At 67.3% G+C, this 26740-nt stretch carries 33 protein-coding genes, 1 tRNA gene and 1 pseudogene; 19 read left to right on the forward strand and 16 right to left on the reverse strand.

What is annotated here, in order from left to right:
- Nucleotides 1-270: 270 nt before the first annotated feature.
- Nucleotides 271-624, forward strand: coding sequence for a PRC-barrel domain-containing protein (locus tag NE235_RS36320; protein WP_252811320.1), 354 nt, complete (start codon nt 271-273; stop codon nt 622-624).
- A gap of 58 nt (nt 625-682) precedes the next feature.
- Here NE235_RS36320 and NE235_RS36325 read toward each other — a convergent pair whose 3' ends face one another.
- Nucleotides 683-1627 (reverse strand): RNA polymerase sigma-70 factor, encoded by a 945-nt coding sequence (locus NE235_RS36325; protein ID WP_252811322.1) that lies wholly within the window; start codon nt 1625-1627, stop codon nt 683-685.
- Between the two features lie 189 nt (nt 1628-1816).
- On the opposite strand from NE235_RS36325, the gene NE235_RS36330 reads away from it, so the two are divergent.
- Complete coding sequence (locus NE235_RS36330) at nt 1817-2560, forward strand: SDR family NAD(P)-dependent oxidoreductase (protein WP_252811324.1); 744 nt, start codon at nt 1817-1819, stop codon at nt 2558-2560.
- A 5-nt stretch (nt 2561-2565) separates the two neighbouring features.
- Here the strand turns inward: NE235_RS36330 and NE235_RS36335 are convergent, their stop codons facing one another.
- The 4 genes from NE235_RS36335 to NE235_RS36350 all read right to left on the reverse strand — a co-directional run bounded on the left by NE235_RS36335 (nt 2566) and on the right by NE235_RS36350 (nt 4266).
- Nucleotides 2566-3267: an RNA polymerase sigma factor gene (locus NE235_RS36335; protein ID WP_252811326.1), complete on the reverse strand. Its 702-nt coding sequence runs from the start codon at nt 3265-3267 to the stop codon at nt 2566-2568.
- Between the two features lie 91 nt (nt 3268-3358).
- On the reverse strand, nt 3359-3712 hold the full coding sequence (locus NE235_RS36340; RefSeq protein WP_252811328.1) for a YciI family protein: 354 nt from the start codon (nt 3710-3712) through the stop codon (nt 3359-3361).
- Nucleotides 3713-3889: 177 nt separating this feature from the next.
- Entirely contained in the window at nt 3890-3994 is a 105-nt protein-coding gene (locus NE235_RS36345; protein ID WP_252811330.1) for a DUF397 domain-containing protein, read from the reverse strand.
- A gap of 32 nt (nt 3995-4026) precedes the next feature.
- Nucleotides 4027-4266: a Scr1 family TA system antitoxin-like transcriptional regulator gene (locus NE235_RS36350; protein WP_308206205.1), complete on the reverse strand. Its 240-nt coding sequence runs from the start codon at nt 4264-4266 to the stop codon at nt 4027-4029.
- 211 nt (nt 4267-4477) lie between these two features.
- On the opposite strand from NE235_RS36350, the gene NE235_RS36355 reads away from it, so the two are divergent.
- Nucleotides 4478-4687: a hypothetical protein gene (locus NE235_RS36355; protein WP_252811334.1), complete on the forward strand. Its 210-nt coding sequence runs from the start codon at nt 4478-4480 to the stop codon at nt 4685-4687.
- An 87-nt stretch (nt 4688-4774) separates the two neighbouring features.
- Here the strand turns inward: NE235_RS36355 and NE235_RS36360 are convergent, their stop codons facing one another.
- A complete protein-coding gene (locus NE235_RS36360) occupies nt 4775-5413 on the reverse strand; it encodes a TetR/AcrR family transcriptional regulator C-terminal domain-containing protein (RefSeq protein ID WP_252811336.1) in 639 nt (212 codons plus the stop codon).
- Between the two features lie 69 nt (nt 5414-5482).
- On the opposite strand from NE235_RS36360, the gene NE235_RS36365 reads away from it, so the two are divergent.
- Both NE235_RS36365 and NE235_RS36370 read left to right on the forward strand, forming a co-directional pair.
- Nucleotides 5483-6442: a hypothetical protein gene (locus NE235_RS36365; RefSeq protein ID WP_252811338.1), complete on the forward strand. Its 960-nt coding sequence runs from the start codon at nt 5483-5485 to the stop codon at nt 6440-6442.
- A 116-nt stretch (nt 6443-6558) separates the two neighbouring features.
- A complete protein-coding gene (locus NE235_RS36370) occupies nt 6559-7920 on the forward strand; it encodes a carotenoid oxygenase family protein (protein ID WP_252811339.1) in 1362 nt (453 codons plus the stop codon).
- Nucleotides 7921-7940: 20 nt separating this feature from the next.
- Here NE235_RS36370 and NE235_RS38830 read toward each other — a convergent pair.
- Nucleotides 7941-8090: pseudogene (locus NE235_RS38830) on the reverse strand (class I SAM-dependent methyltransferase); the annotation flags it as partial.
- A gap of 423 nt (nt 8091-8513) precedes the next feature.
- Here NE235_RS38830 and NE235_RS36375 point away from each other — a divergent pair.
- Together NE235_RS36375 and NE235_RS37985 are read left to right on the forward strand one after the other, a co-directional pair.
- Entirely contained in the window at nt 8514-8714 is a 201-nt protein-coding gene (locus NE235_RS36375; protein WP_252811341.1) for a hypothetical protein, read from the forward strand.
- Between the two features lie 6 nt (nt 8715-8720).
- A complete protein-coding gene (locus NE235_RS37985; RefSeq protein ID WP_289849779.1) occupies nt 8721-8849 on the forward strand; it encodes a PIN domain-containing protein in 129 nt (42 codons plus the stop codon).
- Here NE235_RS37985 and NE235_RS36380 read toward each other — a convergent pair.
- Nucleotides 8846-9361, reverse strand: coding sequence for a DUF2199 domain-containing protein (locus NE235_RS36380; RefSeq protein WP_252811348.1), 516 nt, complete (start codon nt 9359-9361; stop codon nt 8846-8848). The two genes, NE235_RS37985 and NE235_RS36380, sit on opposite strands and share 4 nt — an antisense overlap.
- 737 nt (nt 9362-10098) lie before the next feature.
- Here NE235_RS36380 and NE235_RS36385 point away from each other — a divergent pair.
- Nucleotides 10099-10611 carry a hypothetical protein gene (locus NE235_RS36385; protein ID WP_252811350.1) on the forward strand — a complete coding sequence of 171 codons (513 nt, stop codon included), beginning with the start codon at nt 10099-10101 and terminating at the stop codon, nt 10609-10611.
- A gap of 560 nt (nt 10612-11171) precedes the next feature.
- On the opposite strand, the gene fxsT is transcribed toward NE235_RS36385, so the two are convergent.
- The 5 genes from fxsT to NE235_RS36410 all read right to left on the reverse strand — a co-directional run bounded on the left by fxsT (nt 11172) and on the right by NE235_RS36410 (nt 17404).
- Complete coding sequence (fxsT, locus tag NE235_RS36390) at nt 11172-13844, reverse strand: FxSxx-COOH system tetratricopeptide repeat protein (RefSeq protein ID WP_252811352.1); 2673 nt, start codon at nt 13842-13844, stop codon at nt 11172-11174.
- Between the two features lie 75 nt (nt 13845-13919).
- The gene (locus tag NE235_RS36395) at nt 13920-14486 is read right to left on the reverse strand and encodes a toll/interleukin-1 receptor domain-containing protein (protein ID WP_252811354.1); all 567 of its coding nucleotides are present in this window, start codon (nt 14484-14486) and stop codon (nt 13920-13922) included.
- A 261-nt stretch (nt 14487-14747) separates the two neighbouring features.
- Nucleotides 14748-15170: a gamma-glutamylcyclotransferase family protein gene (locus NE235_RS36400; protein WP_252811356.1), complete on the reverse strand. Its 423-nt coding sequence runs from the start codon at nt 15168-15170 to the stop codon at nt 14748-14750.
- A complete protein-coding gene (locus tag NE235_RS36405; RefSeq protein WP_252811358.1) occupies nt 15124-16305 on the reverse strand; it encodes a hypothetical protein in 1182 nt (393 codons plus the stop codon). Before NE235_RS36405 ends, NE235_RS36400 begins: the two co-directional genes overlap by 47 nt.
- Nucleotides 16292-17404 (reverse strand): hypothetical protein, encoded by a 1113-nt coding sequence (locus NE235_RS36410; protein WP_252811359.1) that lies wholly within the window; start codon nt 17402-17404, stop codon nt 16292-16294. Before NE235_RS36410 ends, NE235_RS36405 begins: the two co-directional genes overlap by 14 nt.
- Before the next feature lie 521 nt (nt 17405-17925).
- Between NE235_RS36410 and NE235_RS36415 the strand changes: the two genes are divergently transcribed.
- Together NE235_RS36415 and NE235_RS36420 are read left to right on the forward strand one after the other, a co-directional pair.
- Nucleotides 17926-18216 (forward strand): hypothetical protein, encoded by a 291-nt coding sequence (locus tag NE235_RS36415; protein ID WP_252811361.1) that lies wholly within the window; start codon nt 17926-17928, stop codon nt 18214-18216.
- A complete protein-coding gene (locus NE235_RS36420) occupies nt 18213-18446 on the forward strand; it encodes a hypothetical protein (protein ID WP_252811363.1) in 234 nt (77 codons plus the stop codon). The genes NE235_RS36415 and NE235_RS36420 overlap by 4 nt, the downstream gene beginning before the upstream one ends.
- A gap of 70 nt (nt 18447-18516) precedes the next feature.
- Here the strand turns inward: NE235_RS36420 and NE235_RS36425 are convergent, their stop codons facing one another.
- A complete protein-coding gene (locus NE235_RS36425; RefSeq protein WP_252811364.1) occupies nt 18517-18897 on the reverse strand; it encodes a winged helix-turn-helix domain-containing protein in 381 nt (126 codons plus the stop codon).
- 143 nt (nt 18898-19040) lie between these two features.
- Here NE235_RS36425 and NE235_RS36430 point away from each other — a divergent pair, with 143 nt between their 5' ends.
- The 9 genes from NE235_RS36430 to NE235_RS36465 all read left to right on the forward strand — a co-directional run bounded on the left by NE235_RS36430 (nt 19041) and on the right by NE235_RS36465 (nt 25396).
- Nucleotides 19041-19382 (forward strand): SCO3933 family regulatory protein, encoded by a 342-nt coding sequence (locus NE235_RS36430; RefSeq protein ID WP_252811366.1) that lies wholly within the window; start codon nt 19041-19043, stop codon nt 19380-19382.
- A 12-nt stretch (nt 19383-19394) separates the two neighbouring features.
- Nucleotides 19395-20753, forward strand: coding sequence for an FtsK/SpoIIIE domain-containing protein (locus NE235_RS36435; protein ID WP_252811369.1), 1359 nt, complete (start codon nt 19395-19397; stop codon nt 20751-20753).
- Nucleotides 20754-20783: 30 nt separating this feature from the next.
- Nucleotides 20784-21068: a hypothetical protein gene (locus NE235_RS36440; protein WP_252811371.1), complete on the forward strand. Its 285-nt coding sequence runs from the start codon at nt 20784-20786 to the stop codon at nt 21066-21068.
- A complete protein-coding gene (locus NE235_RS36445; protein WP_252811373.1) occupies nt 21065-21769 on the forward strand; it encodes a DUF2637 domain-containing protein in 705 nt (234 codons plus the stop codon). Before NE235_RS36440 ends, NE235_RS36445 begins: the two co-directional genes overlap by 4 nt.
- Before the next feature lie 17 nt (nt 21770-21786).
- Complete coding sequence (locus NE235_RS36450; RefSeq protein WP_252811374.1) at nt 21787-22155, forward strand: hypothetical protein; 369 nt, start codon at nt 21787-21789, stop codon at nt 22153-22155.
- Nucleotides 22152-22283: a hypothetical protein gene (locus NE235_RS37990; RefSeq protein WP_289849790.1), complete on the forward strand. Its 132-nt coding sequence runs from the start codon at nt 22152-22154 to the stop codon at nt 22281-22283. The genes NE235_RS36450 and NE235_RS37990 overlap by 4 nt, the downstream gene beginning before the upstream one ends.
- A gap of 100 nt (nt 22284-22383) precedes the next feature.
- Nucleotides 22384-23802, forward strand: a complete 1419-nt coding sequence (locus NE235_RS36455; protein WP_252811376.1) for a replication initiator — start codon at nt 22384-22386, stop codon at nt 23800-23802.
- Nucleotides 23799-23990 carry a helix-turn-helix transcriptional regulator gene (locus NE235_RS36460; protein ID WP_252811378.1) on the forward strand — a complete coding sequence of 64 codons (192 nt, stop codon included), beginning with the start codon at nt 23799-23801 and terminating at the stop codon, nt 23988-23990. Before NE235_RS36455 ends, NE235_RS36460 begins: the two co-directional genes overlap by 4 nt.
- Nucleotides 23987-25396, forward strand: a complete 1410-nt coding sequence (locus NE235_RS36465; protein WP_252811380.1) for a tyrosine-type recombinase/integrase — start codon at nt 23987-23989, stop codon at nt 25394-25396. Before NE235_RS36460 ends, NE235_RS36465 begins: the two co-directional genes overlap by 4 nt.
- A gap of 211 nt (nt 25397-25607) precedes the next feature.
- Here NE235_RS36465 and NE235_RS36470 read toward each other — a convergent pair.
- Nucleotides 25608-25680: transfer RNA gene (locus tag NE235_RS36470), tRNA-Arg, on the reverse strand.
- 276 nt (nt 25681-25956) lie between these two features.
- Complete coding sequence (locus NE235_RS36475) at nt 25957-26361, reverse strand: hypothetical protein (protein WP_252811382.1); 405 nt, start codon at nt 26359-26361, stop codon at nt 25957-25959.
- Nucleotides 26362-26740 lie beyond the last annotated feature (379 nt).

The raw sequence follows: 26740 nt of genomic DNA on the forward strand, positions 1-26740 counted from the left end.
CCAGATACAGATAACCGACCACCTTGTGATCGGTCGTCCCCAGCACATCCCCGATCCGCCGGCCGAGCGAGTGCCGGGCCAGCACCTCACCGGTCGGAGTCCGGACCCGATCCTCGACCGTGGCCATACCACCCTCCCCCTGGGCGCGAACGGCGTTATCGGTCACTGTCTGCTTATCCGCCCAGCGAGTCCGAAAACCGTAATGTGGAGGAAGAGAGCACCTCCCCCACCCGAGTCCGGAAGATCCGTCCGCCAGGGAGGAGCGGCACGATGTTGGAAGCACGAGACATCCGTGAATGGCGCGGCCACGACGTCGTGGACGCGAACCGCAAGAAGATCGGCAAGATGGAGGCGGTGTACGTCGACACCCGCACCGATCAGCCTTCGTTCCTCACGGTCCAGGTCGGCCTGCCCACGCGCCACCGGCTGGTGTTCGTGCCCCTGGACGAGGCCACGGTCGGCCCCGGCTACGTCCGCATCGCCCGTACACGTGCCCAGGTCAAGGACGCCCCGTCGATCGCCACCGACGGAGAACTGCTCGCCCGCGACGAGGAGGCCGTCTTCACCCACTACGACCTGCCGTACCAGGCGGAGCCGACGGAACGCTGGCTGGCCCGTCGCTGACCGTCGCGCCCATCCGCCTCGGCGCATCAGTGCCTCAGCGGTTGGGCGTCTCGGTGGTTCAGCGGCTCAGCGCGATCTCCTCCGCCACCCGCGCGAGCTTCTCGGGATTGCGGACGAAGTAGATCCCGCTGACGAGACCGTCCTCGACCCGCATCGTGATCACGCCGTCCAGCTCCCCGTCGATCCGCAGGAGGAGCCCCGGGCAGCCGTTGACCTGGACCGGTTCCATCGAAGCCCCTGCGCCGCCGAGCCTGACCAGACCGGCTGTCAGCAGGCGGGCCACCTTGCCGGCTCCCGCGACGGGGCGCGGCAGGGCCTGCTTGAGCCCGCCGCCGTCGCTCAGCACGACGACGTCCGGCGCGAGAATGTCGAGCAGCCCCGTCAGGTCGCCGGTCTCCACGGCCTGCTGGAAGGCCAGCAGCGCGTCGCGGGTCGCGGCCGGAGAGACGACGTCGCGCGGGCGGCGGGCGGCGACGTGCGACCGCGCCCGGTGGGCGATCTGGCGAACCGCCGCGGGGCTCTTGCCGACGGCCGCGGCGATCTCGTCGTACCCGAGGTCGAACACCTCCCGCAGCACGAACACCGCCCGCTCGGTGGGCGCGAGCGTCTCCAGCACCAGCAGCATCGCCATCGAGACGCTGTCGGCCAGCTCGACGTCCTCGGCCACGTCCGGCGCGGTCAGCAGCGGCTCGGGCAGCCAGGGCCCGACGTAGGACTCCTTGCGCCGGCCGAGCGTACGCAGCCGGTTCAGCGCCTGCCGGGTGACGATCCGCACGAGGTACGCCCGCTGATCCCGGACCGTGGCCAGGTCCACGCTCACCCACCGCAGCCAGGCCTCCTGCAGGACGTCCTCGGCGTCCGCGGCCGAGCCGAGCATCTCGTAGGCGACGGTGAACAGCAGGTTGCGGTAGGTGACGAACGCCTCCGTGGCGGACTCCATCCGGCCCTCACCGCCGAGCGGCCCGGATGCGCCCTCCACCGACCCGCCACGTTCGTCGTTCATGGAAGCCTCCCGCCCGTAACTCTCCTCTACGCACGAGACACCCGTCCCCGCCGCCCTGTGACACCCGCGGCCGGTGGCCCACGTCACATGATCGTGCCGTCACAGGGCTCGCGCCGCCGGAGTCTCGTGTTCGTCAGGACGCCGCGCGAACGATCCGCGCGGCACACGACCCCGTACGAGCGAGGACGAATGACGAACACGGAGCGGACCTCGGTACTGATCACCGGAGGCAACAAGGGACTCGGTCTCGAAACCGCCCGGCGGCTCGGGGAACGGGGATGGACCGTCTTCCTCGGCTCGCGCGACGAAGGCCGGGGGCACGCGGCCGCCGAGAAGCTGACCGCCGGCGGCGCCCACGTGGTCGTGGTCCCGCTGGACGTGACCTCGGACGCGTCGGTGACCGAGGCCGTGCGGCTCGTCCGGGAGCACACCGACCGCCTGGACGTCCTGATCAACAACGCCGGCGCGCCGGGAGGGGTCGTCCCGCCCGCCGACGCGACGGCCGACGAGATCCATGCCGTCTACGACATCAACGTGTACGGGCCGGTCAGGGTCACGCACGCGTTCCTTCCCCTGCTGCGGGCGGCGGACAACCCGCGGGTGGTGATGGTGTCGAGCGCCGGCGGTTCCTTCGCGGTCGTCACCGACCCGGAGCAGCCCGTCTCGAGGACGCACGAGCTCGCGTACAGCTCGTCGAAGGCGGCCCTGAACATGATCACTGCCCGGTACGCCCAGGCGCTCCCCGACGTCAAGGTCAACGCCGTCACTCCCGGCGAGGTCGCGAATCTCAAGTTCACCGCCACCGACATGAACAATCACACCGGCCAGCTGACGGTCACCGAGGGCACCGACCCGATCATCAAGCTCGCGACGATCGGCCCCGACGGGCCGACCGGAACCTTCATCGACCGCCTCGGCCCCGTCCCCTGGTGACCACGTCACGTGAGCCGATCACGGCCGGTGAGCTCGGCAAGCCTCCGCTCGAACGTGACCCGCTCCGGCCGGTTGCCGACGAGACCGAGCGCGGCCCGATAGGCCGCGGCCGCCTCGGTCGTACGGCCGAGCCTCCGCAACAGGTCGCCCCGCGCCGCCGGGAACAGGTGGTAACGCCGCAGCTCCGCGGCCCCGGCCAGCCCGTCCAGCAGGGCGAGCCCCGCCTCGGGCCCGTCCCGCATGGCGACGGCCATGGCACGGTTCAGCGCGACGATCGGCGACGGCTCGATCCGGAGGAGCACGTCGTACAGCGCGACGATCTGCGCCCAGTCCGTCGACGCGAAGTCGGCCGCCTCGTCGTGCAGTGCCGCGATCGCCGCCTGCACGGCGTACGGCCCGACGCCGGGACCGGTCAGCGCCGGAACGACGAGCCGGCGCCCCTCCGCGATGAGATCGGCGTCCCACAGTGCGCGATCCTGCTCTTCGAGCAGGACCTGGTTCCCCGCCGCGTCCACCCGGGCCGCCCGCCGGGCGTCGGTGAGCAGGAACAACGCGAGCAGCCCCGCCACCTCCCGCTCCCGGGGCAGCGACCGGTGCAGGATCCGGGCGAGCCGGATCGCCTCCTCGGCCAGATCGGGACGCAGAAGATCGTCGCCGGAGCTGGCGGCGTACCCCTCGGTGAAGATCAGATAGATGACGCGGAGCACGCCGGGCAGCCGGGTGCCGCGAGCAGCGCGAGCAGCCGGCTCCGGTCCTCGCGGAAGACCGCCTCCACGGAGCCGGCCGCTCGCTCCCCGTTCACGGCTGACCGTGCTCCTCGATGGTCCGGACCTCGACGGTCCCGTACCGGGCCCCAGGACACCGAGCCGCCCAGTCCAGCGCGGCGTCGAGGTCGGGAACATCGATCAGGTAGTAACCGCCCACGATCTCCCGGGTCTCGGCGAACGGCCCGTCGGTCACGACCCGCTCACCGCTCCCCCGGACGTGCACGGTCGTCGCGTTCGACAGGTCCAGGGCGTTCCCGTCCAGCTTGACGCCGGCCTCGGCGATGGCCTTCTCGAACACCACGAACTCCTCCACGGTCGGCCCCTCGGCCGGCAGCTCCTCCGCCGAGTCCGGCGACGACGTGTTGACCAGCAGCAGGTACTTCACGGTGGCTCCTCGTACATAGGGTCGCTTGCCCAGATATGACGAACGACAGTACGGAGAATCGACATGCCACCCACGAAACGAACCACCGCAGCCGATGGCGCGGTCCGAGATCCGTGGAACCAGAGGAAGCCCTGACCTTGCCGGGAGTCGGTCAGGGCTTCTCGCTCGGGTGAGGGGCTACTCGCCTTCGGCGTTCGCGACGAGAGCGGCCACTTCGACGCACGCGCCTTCGCCACCGTTGCTGCGCGTGCTCTTGCGCCAGATGGCGCGGGAGGACTCCATGCCAGACCTCCGTGGTGTCGTTAAGCGAGATTTCAGGCTATCTCGTCCGCGATGCGGGAGATCAGCTGAGCGGAATGAGAGATCCCGAGGGCTTCCGCCCGAAGGTGATCGAAGATCGTGGCGTACCGACCGATCTCTTCCTCGCGCTCGAGAAACAGGGCACCGGTGAGATGCTCGACGTAGACGATGGTCGGATCGCGGGGGTGGGCGAAGTCGAGAATGCGGAAGCCGGTCACCGGGTTGACGTGAGCAACCGCCGTGAACGGCAGAATCTGCCCAAGGTCGCCCGGCGGTTGCGCCTCGGTATCGAGGTGCTGCGGGAGGTTGACGAGGGTTGCCGTGACGGCGACGGGGGACGGGGAAGGATCCGTCTACCGGCTGACCGGCGCCGTGGAACTGCTGCTGGCGGCCAAGGCTGCCGCTCTTTGACCGGCTTCGTACTACCGTGAGCCTCGGAGCAGCCGACCTGCTGGAGGGCGCACCATGGCAGAGATCGTGGTGAAGAGGTGGAGCGCCGACCACTTCTCACCGAGGGCAAAGAAGAGCCAGGCGGGCAGATGCGCTCAAGGGGGTTCTCCGTGCGGACGCGATGCGGAGTTCACGATCGTCTACCCGAACGGTGAGCCGATCGCCACGTGTCCCGACCATCTCATCACGTATGTCCGTACGAGGATCAACGACGACGAACACTGATCGGTCCGGGAGGCCACCGACGTCGGGCCGGTGGTGAGGGAATCGGCCGGTCCCGAGGAAGCTCCTTACCTCTCTCTGTAGCGGCTGTCAGCTGCGCAGACGGGCTGCGAGTCCGTCGAGGACGGTGTCGAGTTGTCGTTCGAACCGTGGGTCACCGTCGTCGCGGAGGTGCCCGGCGGCCTTGACCAGTTCGGCGCCTTCACCGAGCCATTCATCGCGTCCGGCGAGTGAGTACCGGGCCGGGTCGGTGTCGGCCGGCCGGCTGCGCTCTTGTTCCTCGATGACGAAGCCGACGACGAACGCGGTGACCAGGTCGAGGGCGTCGTCGGCCTGGGCGAGCGTGAATCCGGCGGCGGTCAAGCGCGCGAGCCAGGATTCCTTCGCCTTCACCACTTGGGGGTCGGAGAAGCGCGTGCCGCTGAAGATGCGCGCGCCGTCCCGGTGACGCAGGTACTCCGAGCGCAGGACGCGGGCGTAGGCGGCCATGTCCTCGCGCCAGTCGGCGCCGGGAGCGATCGCCGCCAGGGCGTCGGTGACACGGCGCATGACGAACGTGCTCATCTCATCGAGCAGTTCCTGCTTGTTGCGGACGTGCCAGTACAACGCGGGTGCTCCCACGTCGAGCCGGGAAGCGAGTGCACGGACGGTGAGCGCGTCCATGCCCTTGTCATTGAGCACTTCGAGTGCCGCCGTCACGATCCGCTCCCGCGTGATGCCCTTCGCCACGCTTGACACCTTAACAAAGTTCAGGCACGGTAGGTGACGGCAAAATTGAACTTAGTTCAGGAGTGTGTCATGCGTGCTGCAGTCGTCAACACCCCCGAAGCGACGCCCGTCTGCGCGGACTTCCCGGACCCGGAACGGCGGCCGGGCCACAAGCCGCTGCGACTCGTGGGCGCGGGTCTGCACCATGTCGTCCGCGGGCTGGCGTCCGGCCGCCACTACGGCAGCGACCAGGCGTACCCGCTCGTGCCGGGAGTCGACGCCGTGGCTCGCACCGATGACGGTCGCCTGGTCTACACCGGCCTCGCCCGGTCACCGTGGGGCACGATGGCCGAATGGCTGGTCACCCCGTTCGAGGTGGAGCTGCCCGCCGGGGCCGATCCGCTCGCGGTCGCCGCCGGCATGAACCCCGCCCTCTCGGGCTGGATGCCGCTGATCACCCGGCGCAAGGAGGTGGGCGCGCCGGGCACCGTGCTGGTGCTCGGGGCGACCGGCATGTCGGGCAGCCTGGCCGTACGGGCGGCGCTGTCCCTCGGCGCGCAACGGGTCATCGCGGCCGGGCGCGACCACGAGTCGCTGGAGCGGCTGCGCGGCCTCGGTGCCGTCACCGTTCCTCTCACGGGCGCCACACCCGACGCCGGGACGGCCGCCCTGGGCGCAGCCGTCGCCGAGGCTCAGCCTGAGCTCGTGCTCGACTTCGTGTGGGGCCCCGTCGCCGAGGCCGCCTTCGCCGCGCTGGGAAGTGTCCGCGTGGACGACGACAGCGCACCCATCGACTACGTACAGATCGGCTCGCTCGCCGGCGGCGAGGCGGTGCTGCCCGCGTCGTTGCTGCGCAGCCGGCGGATCCGGGTCAGCGGTAGTGGCAAGGGCTCCGTCTCAAAAGAGCAGATGATCGCCGAGCTTCCCGAGGTTCTCGCCCGGTTCGCCGCCGGAACCTTCGAGGCGCCCTACACCGCCTACCCGCTCAGCCGCGTCGGTGAGGCATGGGCGCACCAGGGCCGCACCCGGGCCGTCATCGTCCCGGACTGATCAACCCGATTCCGAGGGGTTCGGATGGCGGCGTCGGTGCTCACGCCGTTCCTGACCACGGCACCACGGCCGTTCCCTGCCGGACCACGACAAGAGACAGGCGAAAGAGAAACGACATGACCACCACCCCGTTCACCGGCGGCTTCACCCCCGTCACCGAAGAGATCACGGCCTTCGACCTGGAGGTCACCGGTCGCATCCCGGCCGAGCTGACCGGCCGCTATCTGCGTAACGGCCCCAACCCGCTCGGCCTCGACGACCCGACCGCCGGCCACCTGCTCACCGGCGAAGGCATGGTGCACGGCCTGCGGCTACGCGACGGCCGCGCCGAGTGGTACCGCAACCGGTGGGTACGCAGCGCGGCCGTCGCGCGGCGGCTCGGCGAGGAACCGCGTCCCGGGCCGGTGCACTCCGGCTTGGACTTCCCTCCCAACACTCATGTGATCGGGCTGGCCGGGCGCACCTTCGCGACGCAGGAAGGGGGAGCGCGTCCGTACGAGCTGAGCTACGAACTCGACACGATCGGCCCGTGCGACTTCGGCGGTGCACTGCCCGGGGGGTACACCGGCCACGCCCACCTCGACCCGGTCAGCGGCGAGCTGCACGCGATCGCGAACTTCTTCGGCTGGGACTATCACCAGCACATCGTCATCGACCCCAAGGGCGTGGTGACGCAGGTGACGAACATCCCGGTCCCCGACGGGCCGATGGTGCACGACTTCGCGCTCACCGAGCGGTACGTGGTGATCTATGACCTGCCGGTGACGTTCAGCATGGCGCACGCGCAGAAGGGCTCGCCGCTGCCGGTCGCGTGGAACGAGGCACATACGCCGCGGCTCGGTCTTCTGTCGCGCAGTACCGGCGAAGTGCGCTGGTTCGAGGTGGAGCCGTGCTGGGTGTTCCACACGCTCAACGCCTACGAGGACGGCGACGAGGTGGTCGTGGATGTGGTGCGCTACCCCAAGCGGTTCGTGGAGGGCCGGCTGGACCTCGGGGGCACGCCCACACTCGACCGCTGGCGCGTTGACCTGCGTACCGGCCGCGTCGCGCAGACCCGGCTGGACGACCGGGCGCAGGAGTTCCCGCGCATGGACGAGCGCCGCACCGGCCGGCCGTACCGCTACGGCTACACCACCGCCACTCTCGACGTGGAGAACGTCTTCTACCCCGGCGACACCCAACTGGAGGACATGCCCGACGAGGCGTTCGACAACACCTTGATCAAGCACGACCTTGAGCGCGGCACGCACGAGACCCGGCGGATGGGGCGCAATGCGTACGTGGGCGAACCGCTCTTCATCGCCGCCGGCGAGGAGGAGGACGACGGCTACGTGTTCTCCTACGTCAACAACCCCGACCGGGGAGCGGCTGACCTGGTGATCCTCTCCGCGCAGGACTTCACCGGCGAGCCTCTCGCCACCGTGCACCTGCCCGTCCGCATCCCGCTCGGCTTCCACGGAAGCTGGATCGCCGACTGAACCGGAACGCGGTGAGCTGGTCACGTGTGTTCGAGGGGGCGAGTCGCCTGCACGAACGTGACCCGGCCATCGTCATCGACGTGGTGCAGGGCCGGTGACGAGACCACATGGTCGAGTGAGGCGTTCTCGGCGGGGATCCTGTCGGCATTTCCCTGAACGAGGGTAAGAGCGACGCCGCGGCGGCGCGCCTACGGACGCAGGCTGCCGGCGCTGGGCTGCGACCTGGTCTGGGCGACAACGTGGATGACGGATGCGAACGAGGTCATCTCGCCACGGCTCGGCTCGGCTCGGCTTACGGCTGCACACATGCGAAACCCCGGCGACCTGCGTTGTGCTGGTCAGCCGGGGTTTTCCTTGATCAGGTGGGTGCCCCCGGCAGGATTCGAACCTGCGGCACACGGTTTAGGAATCCACAGGCGACCCGGCGGCCGTAGCGGGCCTGACCTGCGGAGGGCTACCGTCGGGGTGGAGCGAAGACGGACGCCATCCCGCATATATCCCGCGTGCGGTGCTCGTGCTTCCGGGTTCCCAATTCGCCCGCCTTACGGCCGGCGACCGTGCGACACTCGTAGTGTCGGTGACAGGAAGTGACGGTGACCACCAGCACTGCAGTGTATGCGGCCGAGCCACCCGAGCGCGGCTCAGTGTCGCTCGACAAGTTGGCGCGGCGCAAGCACGTCCGGCCGATCGAGTCTGCCGACGATCTCGCCCAACACGACGTCTTCGATACCGATGAGGAGCTTGACGCCTTCCTGGCGCACGTCCACGCCTCCCGTCACGCCGACCTCCCCTGAGCCGCCGTGGATCGCATGGTCCTCGACACGGACGTCTCGTCCCTCAGCCTCAAGCGCCGGCTCCCCACCCCCGTCATGACCCGGCTGATCGGCAAGCAGCCGCGCATCACGTTCACCGTGCCTAGGGCTCCTTAGCGGTCGCGTTCGGGGTGCATGAGTTGTTCGGCGAACCACTGCACGCGGTTCGTGGTGATGCCGGATCGTTGCTCAACGGCCAAAGGATGGTCGGTGGGCTCAAGCCCGACGTACGGACGCTCACCAACCGGTCGCGTGTGGACCTGAGTCTTCAGGTTCAGGGTGGGCTGGTCGTAGAGGAACAGCTCGGTGGCCAGCCACCCGAAGTAGGGCGGCTCATCTTCGCGACCAGAGGTCTCCCACAGATCGATCATACGAACGAAACTCCGCGGGCTGAGCGATACCCAGACGGCCCAAGAGAATATGTCCCCGCCGATGATGGGGATCTCGATCAAGCCCTTCACGAACAAGTGCTCGCCATTGATCACGCATTGATCGGAGGTAAGTTCGCTGTCGGGATGCTCGGCGATGGCGTCAGACCAGTACGCCGGCGCCTTCGAACCGTAGTGTGTGGGCAACTCGTCGTGCTTCTCGCCGCAGCAGGAGCAAACGAACCCGACATCGCTGGACATGCAGCGGATCTTACTGCCGCGCGATCATCATCTGGTCGGCTCGATGCAGCGCTTCGTGGCGTGAGCGGCCTGCTCGGCGTTGTGGACGGCGAGGGCGTACGTAGCGCCGACGCAGAAGCAGGCGGAAGTATCCGTAACCGACGGCGGATCAGCGCGATACCTACGGCTGCCCCGCGCGGCTCAATGGTGGCGGGCTATTCCATCGAGCACAGTAGTTTAGGTGGGCCGTCGCCCCGGCACGCTACAATCTGACCCAATCGTCTTGACTGGCAATCTTCCACACGCCGTTCATCCCGCAGCCGAAAGGAAAAGAATTGAGTATCAAACCCGTCACCAGTGTATGCGAATACCACTATTGCTCCGAGCGCCTAGCAACCTCGATCATAGATCATAATCTGACCCAGTCAGACAACAAAATAGAAACCAGTATCGGATTCTCTGGTGCACGCGTAAGTCATCAAAGACAACCCCCTCCCGACACTATGGCTTCGCGCGCAAGAGTGATCGAGAATCTACTTACGGATCACATAGGGAGCGATCTTGGCATAATAGAGCCCGCAAATAAAGATGGCTTCAAAAAACAGTATCTAGCCGGAAGGTCATCAGTACTCCTTAGCGACCTGAGGGATTCTAATGGTAACGCCACTGGCGCGGTTAACCTAGTAATTGACAGGAAGACTTCAGATGGCAAGCGCGTAGCAGTTTGCCTATTCGGCAGCGCTCAAAATGTTTGCAGCATGGAACCCGACATCCCGGCTTGGCGCAGATTTGGCCATTATTCATCAAGCGATATCGGGATTCCAGAGCTTATTCGCGCAGCTACACTGGCCGAAGACGCCGACAATCCCGACGAGCTCTGGCGCTTCAAGTCTGATCCGGATGGTCGACTTCGTCGATTTATCAGTTTCCATGCAGCAAATATATCTTTCGGGCAAGGCGCATTCTATGATGATAGCCCACACCCATGGCATCGAGGCTATACGCACGGCCACTTCGAGGATTCCGAATGGCTGGCCGCGATTTACCTTTCGGAAACCGACATATACGTTAGGGGTACCTACCGCGATACCGTACATCACTTCGATATTGTCCATGTCGGAGCGGCACTATGGGTACGCAGCGGAACTCCAGTTGCATATACGCCTGACCGGATCCCGGAACTTGATGCGCAACTCCTTCCCGGCGTTGTACGCCCAGTCGCACGGACATGGTATAAACGCCGCGGCCGACACAGACGACATCTGCAATAAGGCGAGACAACTTTCCGTCTTCAAGACGTGGTGGGCGAAGGCGTCTAATCACTCGACTGTGCTGCTGTGTTTCTGTGCTCAACAACAGAACGTCCAACGTGCGGAGCGCCGACATTCTAGGACAAGCCGATCTGAACCGCAGGGCCGGCCACGATCTGAGCACCGGCAGCGGCGACTACGTACCGGCCGATCGCTACAACCCCCAGGGCGAGGAATAACCCACGGCGATTGTCACGGCATATTCATTACGAGTCATGCTAAGCACGTCCACTGCTGTCCAGAATCGACCGCTAACCAGCTCCTTCAGGCTCCAGAAGTTCAGCCTTGTCCGAGGTGGTCCAGGGCGGTCGTTAGCGCAACTGTTAGCAAGCTCCTCTTCTACGGCAGCGGAAGCACCGGTCCGGAGTGCTTGCCCGCGCGAGCGGCGAGACGGTGGGACAGACGGTTTCGCGCGGGTGAGTGCTCCGGCTCGCTGGGGCCTGGGGACTGTGAAGTCCCCAGAGTCGCGCTCGAGCAACCCCATGCGCTCGCGAACCGTGGACCGGAAACAGTCGCATCTGTCACTGTCCTGACATTCGACGGGGGATGAGCTTTTTTAGATTACGGGCGGCCTTGCGCCGTCCGGTCCCCTCAAGTGCTTGAACGACTGCGCCGATCGATCTCACGGTATCCGGATGGTCCTCGCCGAGCACCCGGCGACACCGCCCGAGGGTGTCCTCACTGAGAGCAAGGGATTCCTTGTGCCGTCCCAGCGCGTTTAGGGTGACGGCACGGCTCCGAGCGGCGCACAAGGTGTCGGGATGGTCCTCGCCGAGCACCCGGCGATACCGCCCGAGGGTGTCCTCACTGAGAGCAAGTGATTCCTTGTGCTTTCCCAGCGCGTTTAGGGTGGCGGCACGGCTCCGAGCGGAGCGCAGGGTGTCGGGATGGTCCTCGCCGAGCACCCGGCGATACCGCCCGAGGGTGTCATCATTGAGAACAAGGGATTCCCTATACTGACCCAGCGCATACAGGGTGATTGCAAGATTTTGAGCGGAGTGCAAGGTGCCGGGATGGTCCTCGCCGAGCACCCGGCGACGCCGCTGGAGGGTGTCCTCGTCAAGTGCTAGGGATTCCCTGAACCGACCCAGCGCATACAGGGGTCCAGCAAGGTTCTGAGCGGATTGCAGGGAGTCGGGATGGTCCTCGCCGAGCACCCGGCGACGCCGCTGGAGGGTGTCCTCGTTAAGTGCTAGGGATTCCTTATATCGACCCAGGGCGCCCATGTTGGTGGCAAGGTCATTAGCGGATTGCAGCGTGTCGGGGTGATCGTCGCCCAGCACCCGGCGACGCCGCTGCAAGGTGTCTTCTAGAAGTTGGCTGGCTTCCTTGTAATTGCCGCAATCGTGGCGGGCGTGAGCAAGGTGCTGGGCGGCGGTGAGTGTGTGGGTGTTATCAGGTCCCAGCAGGCCGGTCCAGCTGTCGTGCAGATTGCCTGCCAGGGTTAGAGCGGCGTTGGCTTGTCCGCTGACCAGAAGATAGCGGAGGGTGCGGGTGGCCAGGGTACGCAGTGCGGTGTGGGGGGTGGTGGCAGGCTCTGAGGCGATGAGGTGAGGGGTGAGGCGGGCCCAAGCCGTCCAGGTGCCGGGGGCCTCGGGGTCGCCGGGGTCCGCGGTAGTGAGAATCGAGACGATGGCAGCGTGGTAGTCGGTGCGGTATGAACGAGTGTGATCTCGGACAATAGCCTGGGTGAGACGGTGTAGGCGTAGCCCTTGCTGATCGATGCGCCCTAGCCCGTAGTGGCTGATATGAGCGCAAGCATCGCCCACCGTGAACGGGCTGGTGGGTAGCTCCCCTAGTTGGGCAGCTGTACCGGGGTCGTGCTGGGTCGTGGGCTGATGGTGCAGCCAGGCAACGGGGATGGGCTCGGGTGCCAGGTAACCGCACAGGCGAAGGAGGTTCGCGGCCGTATGGTCGACGATAGTGAGCTTGTCCAGGGCAACGAGGGTAGCGGCGGCGAGCGAGACCCGGTAGGAGCGTGGCGAGCCTTTGTCCAGCACTTCTGTTGCCTGGTCTGCCAGGAGCCGCCGGTACTCGCCAGCGGGTATCCCCGTTCTAGCGAGTACCCCGGCGGCCTGGGCCAAGGCCAGCGGAAGGTCGCCCAGGTCCTCGGCCAGAAGGTTTGCATCAGCCTGATTAAGCCCGGCCACCCTCCCTGTAAGGAGCGCTATGGATTCGGCTCTGGTGAACTCCTCCACGGCAACCAAGGCTCCCAACTCGGCCCAGTCGGGATTGCGGGTAGTGACCAGGACATGGCCTTGCCCCTCGGGCAGATATCCGGTCAAGTGGTCGGGGTCTTCGACGTTGTCGAAGACCAGGAGCCATCGTTTCGCGTCACGCAATGCCGTGATTGCAGCTTTCGCCGCAGTCTCTGCCTCGACAGCTGAGGTCGCCGCGTCCAGCTTGATCGCCAGGTCGGCGAGTTGGGCGGCGATGAGGCCGGGCTGCTCGGCGTCGATCACCCATGCGGTGTTGTAGTCGGAGGCGAAACGGTGCGCGTACTCCAGCGACAGCTGGGTCTTGCCCATCCCTCCCTGACCGTGCAAGACCACCACACCTGTGGGGGTGCTCAGGAGGGTTTCACGTACGGCGACCAGCAATCCGGCCCTGCCGGTGAAGGCGGGGTTACGTGTGGGGACCTGCCAATTCGACGGCCGGGCCGCACCGGGCAACCGAGGCGCCGATGTATCGGCGGGATCGGATTCAGTAGGGATAGGTGGACCAGCTGGACCAGGAAATGCCGGGGTGCCGTCGGGGCCGAGAGCGCCGGAAAGCCCGGCCAGCAGCCGTCGGCGCGCTTCGGCCTCGGTGGTGTCGAACAGATCGATGCTCTGCACCGTGCTCAACATCTCGGGAAGTTGCTGGTGATCGATGTCCTCGACGCGGATCGGGATTAGCCGGCTTGATTCCCGCTCCTGGGCCGCCATGACAGCGGTCCAATCCTGGCCGGTGAACCGCCCGGTGAAGTACGCCGCCGAGCACAGCGCCAGCACCCGATCTGCCCGGCGGAGGGCGCTCTCCCTGCTGAGGATGATGTTGTCGCCCGGCAGCCAGTCCCACACGTCAAGCTCGACGGTGTAGCCGGCCTGCTTCAGATGCCAGCCGATCCACTCGGCCCAAAGGCGGTCCGGTCCGGCGTAACTGATGTAGAAGTCCAACCGCCGCTGCGCCTCGATGCCCTGTTCTTCAGCCACTCTGTCCGCGTCCCTTTCCAGCACAGCCATCCGCTGCCGAGCCCAATATGCCTTCCATGGCATATGCCTCTGTGATCAGCCGTTCCGCAGAGCCTCTGACACCTTGACGATAAGCCGGTCGTACTCGGCATCGGAGACATGCCGGAAGTCGGCGTAATAACGGGTCGCCGCAAACTCTGGCAACTTGACGTCCTCAATGACCAGCGGAATGAACCGGCGACCGTTTTCGATCGACCGCTGCATCAGCGTGGCGTACTCCTGCTTCACCCACCCACTGGCCATCGACGCAGGACTGAACACCAAGATCCCATGCGCCGAGTCACGGATAGCCTGTTCGACCGCGTGGACCAACACATCGCCCGGTTTGAAGACGACCTCGTCACGGGCGACCCGAAAGCCATCATCCTCAAGCCGCTCCACAAACCGGGTGACCCAGTCAGCGTCGTCATGAGAATAGGAGACGAACGCGTCATAGACAGACCCTGCGACCTTCCCCGTTCCAGGCGCCGCAGCAGACGAGGTGGATCTCGATACGTCTGCTCTCGATCGCCGTCGCGGCCGCACCGCGATCCACGCGTAATAAGCTGCCACAACGCCTGCCACCGTGCCGACCGCTGTGAAAATAAGCCCCGCAGCTTCCATGACAATCAGGTTAGAACCCCGACGCCTACGGCAACGACCAATCGGCGCAATCCTGCCAGTGCGGGACGCCGAGGGATCCCTAAGGATCCTCTGCCCAGGCGGTCGGCCGGTTCGGGCCGGGATCGGCCCGCAGAGGCCGCAGGCCCGGCCCGAGGGCCGGTCGGCCGCCGGCGGCCCGCGCAGCGGGGCGCCCTTGAAGACGTAGAGAAACTTCTCATCCGGGCGGGTTGCCCGTTTGTGTCGTGTCCCGGTAGATGCTTGTCAGCCGGCTTGTTCCTGCTGCTCGTAGCGGCGACGCCATGTCGCGCAGCGTTCGACATAGGTCGTGAGGTGCCGGGCCTGGAAGTCTTCGACGGACCAGTCGTGCGCTTCGACTTTGGCCCCTGCGTTGCACACGTATCCCCACCCGTGGCGGCCGTCGACCAGGGCGATGCGTGTGAGGTCGTAGACGGGGTCTTCGAAGGCGTCCAGCACTCGCCATTCTTCGGCGGTGAGTCCGGTCAGGAGGAATCCGCGGGCGATGCCTTCACCGGGGACCAGGCCGGGGTAGACCCTCTCAGGAAGCGCGGCGACGCGCCATCCCTCGGCGGCTACGGGCTCGTGGTCGGGTATGCGGTCGATGAGGGCGACCAGGACGTCAGGGAACTGGAGGCTTCCGTAGACGAACAGGGCCTCCGGGTCCACCGATAGGCGGTCCTTCGGGCCAGAGTTCGGCGAGGTCGGCTGGGGTGAGTGGGTCCCGGTATGCGGCATTGAGCACCTCCCGGGACACCTTAACGTCGGCCTGGGCGAGGGCGGTGAACCAGTCGAACCCGGCCGGGTAGGCCCACATGTACGACCGGTGGGTGGGGTCGGCTCCACGATCGGTCAGGTCACCGGCGATGGTCTTGTCGCTTTCCCAGGGGAGGCAGACGCGTACATAGTCGGCGCACTCGACCGCCGGTGTTCCTGCGTTGATGGCGCGGTGGACCTGGGCGAGGACGAGTTGGGCGTAGTGGCTGAGCCGCAGTCGGGCAGTGAGCACCTTGTCATCGGGCAGGATGAACAGCGGCCATGCCTGGGCGAGTCCTTCGAGCATGACTTGCTGGGGGGCATGGATCGACAGCAGGCGGACCCAGGGGACGTCTTCGGTGGCTGCCCTGGCCGCGAGGCTGGCGCTTTGCAGGCCGTGGCCGAGGACTTCGTGTAGGGCGAACTGTCGGGCTCCGGCCTGGGTGAACTCGACGTTGGGGAGGTTGAGCCGCAGGCGGACGTGGTCGCCAGCGCCATCCAGCCAGTACGCCCAGTAGGCATCGACTTCGGTCGTCTCGATCGTCAGCGTGTAAGGGGCACTGCTACCGGTCGCCTCCCGCACAGCGGGTTCCAGGTCTTGTGCGGCCTGGCGGATGGCGTCGGGGGCCTCGTTGACGTCCAGCCTGCCTTCGGCCTGGCGGAGGTCGGCGTTTGTGTTCGGGCCCCATCCGATGCCCAGATCAGCCAGTGCGCCGCGGGTCAGCTCGGCGCGTTCGGCGATGTAGTCGTCCGACCAGCCGGCGGCCTCGCATCCTTGGGTTGCGCGGATGTAGTCGTTCAGTGGTGGCCGTTCGCCCAGAAGGGCACCGAGGTAGGCGAGGTCGGCGTCCAGCCGGCTGGCCAATGGGCCATCGGCGGCCGGGCGAAGCTCGGCGAGTCGCCGGTAGACAGTGAGGCGGTCGGGGGCCGGCTCGACGTCCGGGCCGCCGGGGAAGCAGTCGAAATCGATGATCGGTGAACCGCCGCGTTCGATCTCGTACCCGTTCCAGGCTCGAAGAGTGGCCTCGATCTGGTCACGCAGGCTCATGCGGGACATCCCATCGCAGTGTGAGGGCCTGGTTCGGGCGCAGGTGGTCACGGGTCAAGGTCATCACGACGTCGTCTCCGTCGTAGTCCCACACCAGCCCGTCTTCGGCGGAGGTCTCCGAACCGTTGGGGTCTTCTTCCGTCGCCCAGCATCGCAGCAGTTGCCGAGCCTTCTGGTGGCGGACACGAAGCGTGTAGTGCCGCGTGTAGCGGGGGATCAACTGTCGCCAGTAGTGATCGGTCAGGAACTGCCCGCCTTCGCAGACACAGCCGACGGTGGCCGTCTCCCCCGGCTGGATGGGTGGGGAGATCTGGCAGGCGAACGTGGACAGGTTCGCGGTGTCGTGGATGCGCTGGATCATGACGCGGCGGTCCGGATCACTGATCGGCTCGATGTCGAGCCGGTCTCGTGTGTTCTCGAACCATACTTCCCGTGACAGCCGGGCCATGGGCTTGTCGCTCAGGTTGAGCAGTTGGTGCCGGTAGGTGAGCCGGGACCAGCCGTTGGGGTCGATGTCGATGTCGATGCTCATCGACAACTCGACGATGTTCCCTGCCAGCGTGGCGAGTTGGGCGGCCTCGTCGTCGCTTAGGCGCAGTACGCGTTGCACCTCAAGTAGTTGACGTCCGAGGCTGCGGGCCTTGTCGCTGGCTCCTTCGACCGAACGCAGAGAGGCGGGCGATACCGACGCGGCGGACTCGGCAGGCGGTCCCCAATCGATGTCGCCTTGCGGGGCCTGAAGATTCTGGTCGATGGTCTTCAGCAGTTCGGCGGCCCTGTCCGGACTGGCGTGTCCGCCGGCGGCGGGTGGGCGCTCGGTCTGGTCGCTGGTGACCCGCTCGAACAGTTGCTCAGCACTCCATCCGGGGAACATCTTCTCTAGCACCCGGCAGTGATCGGGGTACGGGAGTCCTTTGACGTCTCCGGAGATCCAGCGGTGAAGCTGCGCGCGGCTAGGTCCTCTGCCAACAAGCGACGGGTCGACCTTGCGTGCCGCTTTGTCGTATTCGGTGCTGAAAGTCCGGTAGGTCTGCCAGTGGCGTTCGCGGAGCAGCGCTTTCAACCGCACGGGGGGATTCGTCTTCGCTTGCTCGTCCATTAGGGCGAACGTAACACGAGACGAGCAATAGATGAGACGAAGAGAGAACAAGAAGCCCGAGATGCGATAGGCGCGGTCTCGCAGCGCAACACCTGGTCCGGCGAGGCTCGGGATCGTGAATGAGGAACGTAATCCCGAGCTTGGGACGCCGACCCGTCTGAAGGGCTTCGGGCGGGTCGCGTCGATTGATCGAGCGCGTCGGCAGGCGGCGAACAGGAGAGCTGCGGGCTTGACGGAGGTTGAGCGTCGGCTACTGCTCGAAGAGATCGCGCGGATTTCTGCGGAGTTGGGCGACTTGCAGGTCAAGGCCGCTGAGGTAGCGCGTCGGGTTGCGAGTTTGTCGAGTTCACAGGCGCAACGGCCCGCCTGAAGCGCCTAACGCCCTGGCCGTGGCGCCGTGATGAGCTGCGGGGCTGGTGACGCGAGACAGGGTCATTCGTGGCCTACCTCTCTCCGCGCGGGAGTTGAGGGATGACCTGGGTCTCCGTCGCCGGCCTCGCTTCCAACCGAGGGAGCACAGCATGGACGGATACAACCGCAAGCAGGAGCTGGAGACGCTGGTCGAGTTGTGCCGCGAACTGGTCCGGCTCGGTGTCAAGCCGGGGCTCAGTGACGCTCGCCCGGCTCTGTCGGTGCGGACCGAGTTGAGTCACCGCAAGGTGTGGGTCGAGGTCGACGCCTTGCGTGGGGCGTTCGTGTGGCGCCGAGACGACCACGAGCGTCACCCCCTCGATGATCCGGCCGGCGCGGCGGCACGCCTCGCCGAGTACATGAAGCGCCGTGATGAGGCGGGGCCGGGCGAGCAGTCATGACGTCCGATCCGGTCGCCGTGTTGCATCGGCGGTTTCCGGGGCTGGTGTTCTGGTTTGGCGTGCGCACGGGGTCGTGGTGGGCCATCGTTCCGCCCCCGGCCGGATGGCGGCTGATCGAGGCCGCCGATCCTGATCAGTTGACCCAGGCGGTCATCAAGTCTCAGTCGTGGCCCTGGCCCTCGCCCCGTCAAGGCGCACGCTGGACGCTGGGCGTCGGTCGGCACCGCTGACGCTCATATAAGCGCGCCGCGTGGGTCACGCTCTACGCGGTGCCGGCGGTCGAAAGGACCGGGCCACCTTTCAGAGGTTTTTGGTGCGCTCGTCGAGTTGTTCGATCTTCGCGCGTAGGTGCCCGATGGCGCTGCGCATCTCTTGAAGCTGCCCGAAGATCATCTGGAACTCTTCGCTGCGTTCTGCCGAGTCGCCCTCGGTGCCGGCTGATGAGTCCGGCATTGCGATGACGACAGTGCGGCTTCCCTGCCTGCTCTCTAGCAGCCCTTCGCTGCGCAGGACATCCACGGCGCGTTCGATGGTCGCCTTCGCCGACCCGAACCGCTCGGCCAGTTCCCCGATCGGCGGGAACGGCTCCCCGATCGGAAACCGCCCCGCGGCGAGATCTTCTCGCAGCTCATCCGCGATGCGGACGTACAGCTTCCGGCGGTCCGGGTGCGCGCTTGGCATGGGTCAAGGGTAGACGATCCAGCCCAGGTTTCTAGGTTCCCCAAGAAAGTTGCCCAAGATCGCTTGACTCTCCCTGTTTCCTAACTAACCTATGAAACTGTCCTTCCTAGAGAAGCTAGGGAGGCGGTTCCTGAGGGAGTGTCATGCAGAACATCGGTATCCCGGTCGACACCCGCGCTCTGACCTTCGTGTGCGTGGCTCCGCCTGCACCGAAGCTGCTCAACCGGGAGACGGGAGAGGTCAAGGTCGACGGCGAGGGCCGCACGGTCTTTCAGGTGGGTCTGTCGGTGGCGACGGAGGCCGGCCGGATCGACCTGGTCACGGTCAATGTCCCCGGTGACCCGCAGGTTCAGGTGGGCCAGATCGTGACGGTCTCGGATCTGATCGCGCGGCCGTGGAAGCAGGTGATCGGCGGGCAGGAGCGCCACGGGATCTCGTTCGGGGCCTCGGCCGTGGTTGCGGCGTCGGTCGTCCGGGCTGCCTGAGCGGGGCCAGTGATGTTCGACAAGGCAACGCTGTGCGTGGCGGGTGCGGGTCTTGTCGCCGTGGTGGCCGGGGGCCTGGCGTGGCGGCGGTTTCATCCGCTGACGTTCTGGCTGTGCGTCGGGTTCCCGGCCCGCGCGGTCTGGCTCTACGCCACCTGGCAACACGTCGCCTCGGCCTGCAAACTCACGCACAAGCGGCGGCGCTGGCGGGTCACCCTCGACTCCGTCCCCGTGCTGGGGGCCGCCTCCCGTGAGGCCACCGCGATCGTGGAACGTCGCCACCTGCGGCGGGTCGAGATCGAAAAGGCTCCCCGCCTCGGCCTGATCCGCCCCTCGCGGCTGGGCTGGCGGCTGCCGATCACGCTCAACGACGGCCAGATCCCCGACGACTTCGCCAAGGTCGCCGAACGGCTCGCGCACGCCTGGCGGGCTCATGCGGTGCGGGTGCTGGAGTCCAAGCCGGGCAAGGTCGTGCTGATCGCCACCCGCAAAGACCCCCTCATCACCGTCCCGCCGGTCGAGCCGACACCGGATGACCTGCTGACCGTGCGGCCGGGGGTGCTGGAGAACGGGCGGCCGTGGGTGATCGACTTCAGAACCGTTCCGCACTGGCTGTTCGCCGGCGCCACCCAATCGGGCAAGTCCACGCTGCTCAACGCCATCATCCGCGGCCTCGCCCCACAACCGGTCGCCCTGGTCGGCTTCGACCTCAAAGGCGGCGTGGAGCTCACCCCGTATGCGGCCCGCATGTCCGCGCTGGCGACGACGCGGGTGGGGTGTGTGCGGCTGCTCGATGGGCTGGTGTCGGAGTTGACGCACCGGATGGCCGACTGCCGCGAACACGGCGTCCGCAACGTCTGGCGCCTCCCCGAGCACCTGCGCCCGATGCCGATCGTGGTCGTGGTCGACGAGGTCGCCGAACTGTTCCTCATCGCCGACAAAGCCGAGAAAGACACCGTCGCGAAAACCTCGGTGGCGCTGCTGCGGATCGCGCAGTTGGGGCGGGCGTTCGGGGTCTACCTGATCGTCTGCGGCCAGCGCATCGGCTCCGACCTTGGCCCCGGCGTCACCGCCCTGCGCTCGCAACTGTCCGGGCGGGTCTGCCACCGCGTCAACGATCCAGAGACGGCCACGATGACGCTCGGCGACATGGACCCCGCCGCACTCGAAGCCGCCCGCGCCATCCCCGCCGAGACCCCCGGCGTAGCGATCGTGGCCGGCAGCGACGGGTCCTGGCACCGCGCCCGCTCCGCCCTCACCACCGAAGCCGACGCGGAAGACGCCGCCCACGCCTATCGCCACCTCGCCACGCCCTGGACGGATCTCGTCCGCACCGGCCCCCGTGCCGTCCCGGACGACCAAGCCGCCTAACCCCCCTCCTCGACCTTCCGGAGACTTCCCATGTCCAACGTCATCCCCCTGCGTCGTCCCGCCGTCCGCATCTCGTCCCCTCGTCCCCGCTCGCAGGACGGCCGGTCGTCCTCGTCCCGCCGCATCGTCCTGGACCCCGTCCAGGTCACCTTCGACGACACCCGCGGTGTCCACGTCGCCGCTTGCGACCGCTGCGCCGAGACGGAATCGGCCTACTCCGGCGGGTTGGGCTGGCTGCTCGACTGGGCCGAGACCCACCGCTGCGATCCGGAGTTGGCCGCCCTGCTCACCGCGTGCGACCAGGAGGCGGCGTGACCGGCCGCCTCGGCGGACTGCTGGCCGACTCCGGGCCGGTCGTCGTGCTGGCCGGGATCGCTGCGGCGGGCTCGTTCACCCACATCCGCGACACCGCCCGCCAGCACGGACAACACGGCTGGATGGCCTGGGCCATCGCCATCTGCATCGACCTCACCTGCGTCATGGCCGCCCGCGAACGCCAACGCGACCGCCGCACCGGCCGCCGTACCGGACCGATCTCCTGGCCATCGCTCGTGTTGGCCGGCGGAGTGGTGCTCTCGCTGGCAGCCAACCTCGCCCAAGCCGAACCAACCCCCTGGGGCTGGCTCACCGCAGCCACCCCCGCGGGCGCGTTCCTCGTCGCGGTCTCGATGCTCGAACGACGCTCCACCGGTCGACACCCGGCCGAGGTTCCCCCGTCCTCGTCCTCGACGGTCGCTGCCGAGTCGTCCCCCGTGCCGCCCTCGTTCGGACGCCCGTCCTCAGACCTCGTCCTCGTCCGCGACCACCAGGACGACGCGCCGAAACAGGACGAGCGCCAGGACCAGGCTCCTTCGGCCGGCGGTCCGGCGGCCGAACTGCTCACCTTCGCCCGCCGCGTCGCCACCGAACACGAACAACGACACGGACGCCCGATCACCCGCGACGCGCTACGCGCGCGGCTCGGGGTCTCGAACCAGCTCGCCTCTGACCTGCTCCGCCAGATCCGCACCGCCTGATGAGAGGAACTCACGTCATGACCGCACAGCCGATCGTGCCCGGTGACCTGTTCGCACGCCACCAGACCATCAAGGGCCTGCGCGCCCTGGCCGACTTCTTGGAGAACAACCCCGGCGTCCCGGTCAACACCTACGGGTGGGACCTCACCCACCACGCCCGCGGAACCGACGAGCACCAGGCGGCCGAGGTCGACCGGATCGCCGTGGTTCTGGACGCTGTCCCCGTCGACGACCGCCCGGACGGTGGTCACTACACCGTGACCAAGACCTTCGGCCGCATCACCTACACCGCCGTCCACGTCCCCGCCCACCGCATGGCCGCCCACAACGCGCTGATGAGCTACGCCGACGTCTTCCACGCCACCACCGACCAGGACGCGGCGTGACGGGCCTCGACGACGAGCGCCCGGCGCTGGCGCCGCCGGTCCGCCGCTGGGCGTGCTGCCACTGCACCGGCGGCCTCACCTCCGACGGCCAGACCTGCGAGCACTGCCAGGGCCTCGGGTTCTCCTGACGCCCTGCGCCCCCGGCGTGGCCACACAACCGCCAAGTTCCGCGCCACGTCGGGGGCCATCCCTCCACCGCTCCAAAGAACGACAGGAGACCTCTCCATCTTGCCTGCTCCCGTCCCCTCCCCGCTCACCCTCCGCGACATCGCCCGCCGCGCCACCTCACCCGACTATCACCGCTGGACCGCACAGATCCGCCGGACCGGCGGCTGCGCCCAACCGATCCACCTGCGCGGGCGGGTCGACTACCGCGATCCCCTCACCGGCGCCCTGCTCCACCGCTACTCCACGAGCCATGAGCCGGACGGGGTGCTGCGGGTGGCGTGCAAGACCCGCCGCGCGTCCCGCTGCCCGGCCTGCGCCGAGGTCTACCGCGCCGATACCTACCAACTCGTCCGGGCGGGCCTGGTCGGCGGCAAGGGCGTGCCCGACACCGTCACCACCCACCCGGCGGCGTTCGTCACCCTCACGGCTCCCTCCTTCGGGCCGGTCCACGCCCGACGCGAAAAGGACGGCGCCCTCCAGCCGTGCCACCCCCGGCGGGACCTCGACGACTGCCCGCACGGGCGTCCACAGTCCTGCACCGAGCGGCACGGGGGCAACGATCCGCGGCTGGGCGAACCGCTCTGCCCGGACTGCTACGACTACACCGGCTCAGTCCTGTTCAACGCCCTCGCCCCCGAACTATGGCGACGCTTCACCCTCGCCCTGCGGCGGCGGCTCGCCAAGGCGGCGGGCCTGACCGGGACCGAACTGCGGGCGGCGCTGGCCGTCTCCTTCGCCAAGGTCGCCGAATACCAGCGGCGCGGCGTCGTCCACTTCCACGCCGTGATCCGCCTCGACGGACCCGACGGGCCGACCACGTCCCCACCGGCCTGGGCAACCGGCGGACTCCTCGACGACGCGGTACGGCACGCCGCCCACGCGGTCACGGTCACCACCCCAGCGGCCGAGGACGTACCGGCTCGCTCGCTGGCATGGGGGTCTCAGGTCGACGTACGGCCGATCACCACGACCGGAGAACTGACCGACCAAGCCGTAGCCGGCTACATCGCCAAATACGCCACCAAGGCGGCTGAGTGCGTCGGCACCCTCGACCGGCGCATCCGCCCCACCGACGACCTCAACCGACTGAACATCCGCAACCACGCCCAGCGGCTGATCTCCGAATGTCGACGGCTCGGCGCCCTGGCGGAGATGGCCGATCTTCGGTTGGCGGACTGGGCTCACATGCTCGGCTTCCGGGGCCACTTCTCGACCAAGTCCCGCCGCTACTCCACCACCCTGGGCGCGCTGCGTGAGGCACGCGCGGCGTTCAACCAGCGCGAACACGACATCACCACCGGCCGCCTCCCCCTCTTCGATGACGACCAGGTGCTCGTCGTCGCGCACTGGGACTACGCCGGCCAAGGCCACACCCCCGGCGAAGCCTTCCTATCCGCCGCGATCAACGGCACGTCGCTGCCACCGCTCGGCCCTCCGAGGCGAGACGAAAACCTGCTGCACACCGGGGAGGATGCGTGAACCGACGAGACGAGTTGATGACCGTTCCCGACGTCCTCGCCGAACTCGGTGGCGTCTCCCAGCGCACCTTCTACCGCTGGCGCGAACTCGGCAACGCTCCCGCCGGCATCAAGCTGCCCAACGGCGAGATCCGCATTTGGCGCAGCGAGTTCGCCGCCTGGCTGGAGACGCTGCGGGAGGCGGCGTGAAGTCGACCGACGTCAAGTTCTGGGACGTCCGCCGGAACAAGTCCAGCAAGACCGCCTCGTATGAGGTCCGGTGGGTGGTCGCGGGCAGGCAGCGGTCACGGACGCGCCGGACCAAGGCGCTGGCCGAGAGCTTCCTGTCCGACCTGCGCCAAGCCGCCAAGAGTGGTGAAGCGTTCGACATCGACACCGGCTTGCCAACGTCGATGCTTCCCAAGCAGGTGCCGGTTACCTGGTACGAGCTCGCGCGAACCTACATCAAGGCCAAGTGGCCGGGCGCGGCTGGCGAGACCCGCAAGAGCACGCTCGACGCCCTGGCGACGGTGACGCCTGCGCTCGTCTCATCCACGAACGGCGCGCCGAGTGCGACGGTTCTCCGGCGGGCGCTGCTGCACTACGGGCTGAACCCTCCGCGCTGGAAGTTCCCCGTTCCGGCCGAGGAAGCCGCGGCTCTGAAATGGCTTGGGAGCCGATCGCTCCGCGTCACAGATCTCGCTGAGGCGGACGTCATTCGATCCGCTCTGAATGCCATCGCTGTCACGATGACCGGTCGCCCGGCCGCTGCCACCACCGTCGCGCGCAAGCGCGCCGTGCTCTACAACGTGCTCAAGTACGCGGTGAGGGAACGGAGGCTCCTCGACGCCAACCCCATCGATCAGGTGGATTGGAAGGCTCCGGAGAAGATTGAGCAGGTCGACCGGAGCGTTGTCGCCAACCCGGCGCAGGCGCGGCAGCTCCTCGCCGCGGTGACCTATGTGGGTCGGCTGTCTGGTCGCGGGGCACGGATGCGCGCGATGTACGCGTGTATGTACTACGGCGGCCTTCGGCCCTCCGAGGCGATCGGTCTGCGGCGGCAAGACTGCGAACTGCCCGATCTGTGCGCCTGCGTCGGCGATTGCTCCTGTGATCTCCCGGCTTCAGCGTGGGGTCGGCTGACGCTGACGAAGTCACGGCCGAGACCGGGCAGGCTCTACACCGATAGCGGACAGAGCCACGAGGAGAAGGGCCTCAAGCGACGTCCGGTCGGTGACAAGCGCCTCGTCCCGATCCCGCCGGAGCTGGTCCGCATCCTGGCTGAGCACCTGGAGCAGTTCGGTACGGCGGAGGATGGCCGGCTGTTCGCCACCTCGACCGGCGGCACGGTCTCAGCGTCGGCGGTCTGGCGCATCTGGCATGCCGCTCGTGTCATCGGCCTGTCCCCCGAGCAGCAAACCACGCCCCTCGCCGGACGCCCGTACGACCTGCGGCACGCCTGCGCGACGCTGCTCCTGAACGCAGGCGTACCGCCCAAGGAGGTGGCTCGGCGTCTGGGGCACAGCGTGGAGGTCTTGTGGAAGGTCTACGCGGGCTGCCTCGACGGGGACGAGGAACGGATCAACCGCCTGATCGAAAAGGCGCTCGCCACATAACGCGTTCTGCAGCCACAGGGCTCCGGGTCCATCCCGGGGCCTTCTTGCTTTTTCGGGGGCTCACCTGGGCGAACCCCGCCCCGGCTCATCCCGCGTATATCCCGCGACCACCGGCTGAGGGCTGCTTTCGGTGGCATACGGCTGCACACACGCGAAACCCCGGCGACCCGTGTTGGTGCTGGTCAGCCGGGGTTTTCCTTGATCAGGTGGGTGCCCCCGGCAGGATTCGAACCTGCGGCACACGGTTTAGGAAACCGTTGCTCTATCCCCTGAGCTACGAGGGCTTGACCTGCGACGAAGCTTAGCCCGTCGGAGTCGCTTACCGCTGCTGGCCCGCGTATGGCCCGCGATCTCCGGCTGGCCCGTGCTGGCCCGCAGACAGACTAGCGCGCCGGAGGCTTCCGCACCCAACGGAAACGGCCCCGACTTGATCATCAGGGGCCGAGACCCATGCGGCGAGCGCATGACAGGTGGCTGAGGGCGGCGCCGGCCGGCCTTCCTGCGCGGGCTGGTCGCCGTGCTGGGCGACTCCGAGCTGATAGCGGGAGTCGCGCCCAGGACTACTCGCTGCCGATCTCCTTGCGAAGCGAAGCGTTGAATGCACGTAGCGCCGTGACGACCTTGTCCTCGCTGTCAGACGTCGTGGCCCGCCAACATGACCGGGCGAAGGAGTCTGCGTTATCGCGGGTCTCCTGAGTGCACAGCAGGTGGATGACTGCGCGGCCCTTCTGGAGTTGCGACTGCCACACGCGCAACTCACCCGGTTCCAGCGACTGAAGCCAATCGCTGTTGCCGCTGCGAAGTTCGAAGATGTTGCTGCCCGCACTAATCATCTCGGCGGCACTGGCGAGCTTCTGATCACGCAGCCACCTTTGCTGCTCGTCTCTGCTCTTGATCCAAGCCCCGAGCAAGGCCCCCGAGAAACCCAGCAGCGCACCGATGACCCCAGCCAAGACGTTGACCACACGCAGAGCCTAATTGACTGCCGTCCCGCTGCATCTGGCCCGCGTATGACCGGTGACACACGGCTGCGTACGGCGATGGACGCTGGGAGGCGAAATCACCCCGCATCTTTCCGGATGAGGAATCCTGGAGAGGACGCGGGCGGCAGCGGACGTGCTGCGAGGGGTGGCAGAGGACCCAGCCGCCGGCGGCCATAACCGTCCTGCCGCCAAGGAACTCCTGCGGGACCTCGACGTTGGCCGGGACCGCAGCGGCACCTGACAGCTGCCCGTCTCGATTCGAGGCTGTCACCTGAGCAGGAACAAATCGGCTCTGGCTCAGATTTTGTTTGCGCCGTGAGGCGCTGTTGGTTCGAGTGGAGGTGAGAGACCTTCGCCTCTG

The sequence above is a fragment of the Actinoallomurus spadix genome (assembly GCF_024055725.1).
Lineage (GTDB): Bacteria > Actinomycetota > Actinomycetes > Streptosporangiales > Streptosporangiaceae > Actinoallomurus > Actinoallomurus spadix.

Coding starts and splice junctions, on each gene's coding strand:
- NE235_RS36440 (WP_252811371.1), top strand. CDS start 20,784: ATGTCCAACGTCATCCCCCTGCGTCGTCCCGCCGTCCGCATCTCGTCC.
- NE235_RS36355 (WP_252811334.1), top strand. CDS start 4,478: ATGGCAGAGATCGTGGTGAAGAGGTGGAGCGCCGACCACTTCTCACCG.
- NE235_RS36325 (WP_252811322.1), bottom strand. CDS start 1,627: ATGAACGACGAACGTGGCGGGTCGGTGGAGGGCGCATCCGGGCCGCTC.
- NE235_RS36450 (WP_252811374.1), top strand. CDS start 21,787: ATGACCGCACAGCCGATCGTGCCCGGTGACCTGTTCGCACGCCACCAG.
- NE235_RS36425 (WP_252811364.1), bottom strand. CDS start 18,897: ATGCCAAGCGCGCACCCGGACCGCCGGAAGCTGTACGTCCGCATCGCG.
- NE235_RS36395 (WP_252811354.1), bottom strand. CDS start 14,486: ATGGAAGCTGCGGGGCTTATTTTCACAGCGGTCGGCACGGTGGCAGGC.
- NE235_RS36380 (WP_252811348.1), bottom strand. CDS start 9,361: ATGTCCAGCGATGTCGGGTTCGTTTGCTCCTGCTGCGGCGAGAAGCAC.
- NE235_RS36385 (WP_252811350.1), top strand. CDS start 10,099: ATGGAACCCGACATCCCGGCTTGGCGCAGATTTGGCCATTATTCATCA.
- NE235_RS36410 (WP_252811359.1), bottom strand. CDS start 17,404: ATGGACGAGCAAGCGAAGACGAATCCCCCCGTGCGGTTGAAAGCGCTG.
- NE235_RS36370 (WP_252811339.1), top strand. CDS start 6,559: ATGACCACCACCCCGTTCACCGGCGGCTTCACCCCCGTCACCGAAGAG.
- NE235_RS36415 (WP_252811361.1), top strand. CDS start 17,926: ATGGACGGATACAACCGCAAGCAGGAGCTGGAGACGCTGGTCGAGTTG.
- NE235_RS36405 (WP_252811358.1), bottom strand. CDS start 16,305: ATGAGCCTGCGTGACCAGATCGAGGCCACTCTTCGAGCCTGGAACGGG.
- NE235_RS36330 (WP_252811324.1), top strand. CDS start 1,817: ATGACGAACACGGAGCGGACCTCGGTACTGATCACCGGAGGCAACAAG.
- NE235_RS36420 (WP_252811363.1), top strand. CDS start 18,213: ATGACGTCCGATCCGGTCGCCGTGTTGCATCGGCGGTTTCCGGGGCTG.
- NE235_RS36430 (WP_252811366.1), top strand. CDS start 19,041: ATGCAGAACATCGGTATCCCGGTCGACACCCGCGCTCTGACCTTCGTG.
- NE235_RS36320 (WP_252811320.1), top strand. CDS start 271: ATGTTGGAAGCACGAGACATCCGTGAATGGCGCGGCCACGACGTCGTG.
- NE235_RS36345 (WP_252811330.1), bottom strand. CDS start 3,994: ATGGAGTCCTCCCGCGCCATCTGGCGCAAGAGCACGCGCAGCAACGGT.
- NE235_RS36435 (WP_252811369.1), top strand. CDS start 19,395: ATGTTCGACAAGGCAACGCTGTGCGTGGCGGGTGCGGGTCTTGTCGCC.
- NE235_RS36365 (WP_252811338.1), top strand. CDS start 5,483: ATGCGTGCTGCAGTCGTCAACACCCCCGAAGCGACGCCCGTCTGCGCG.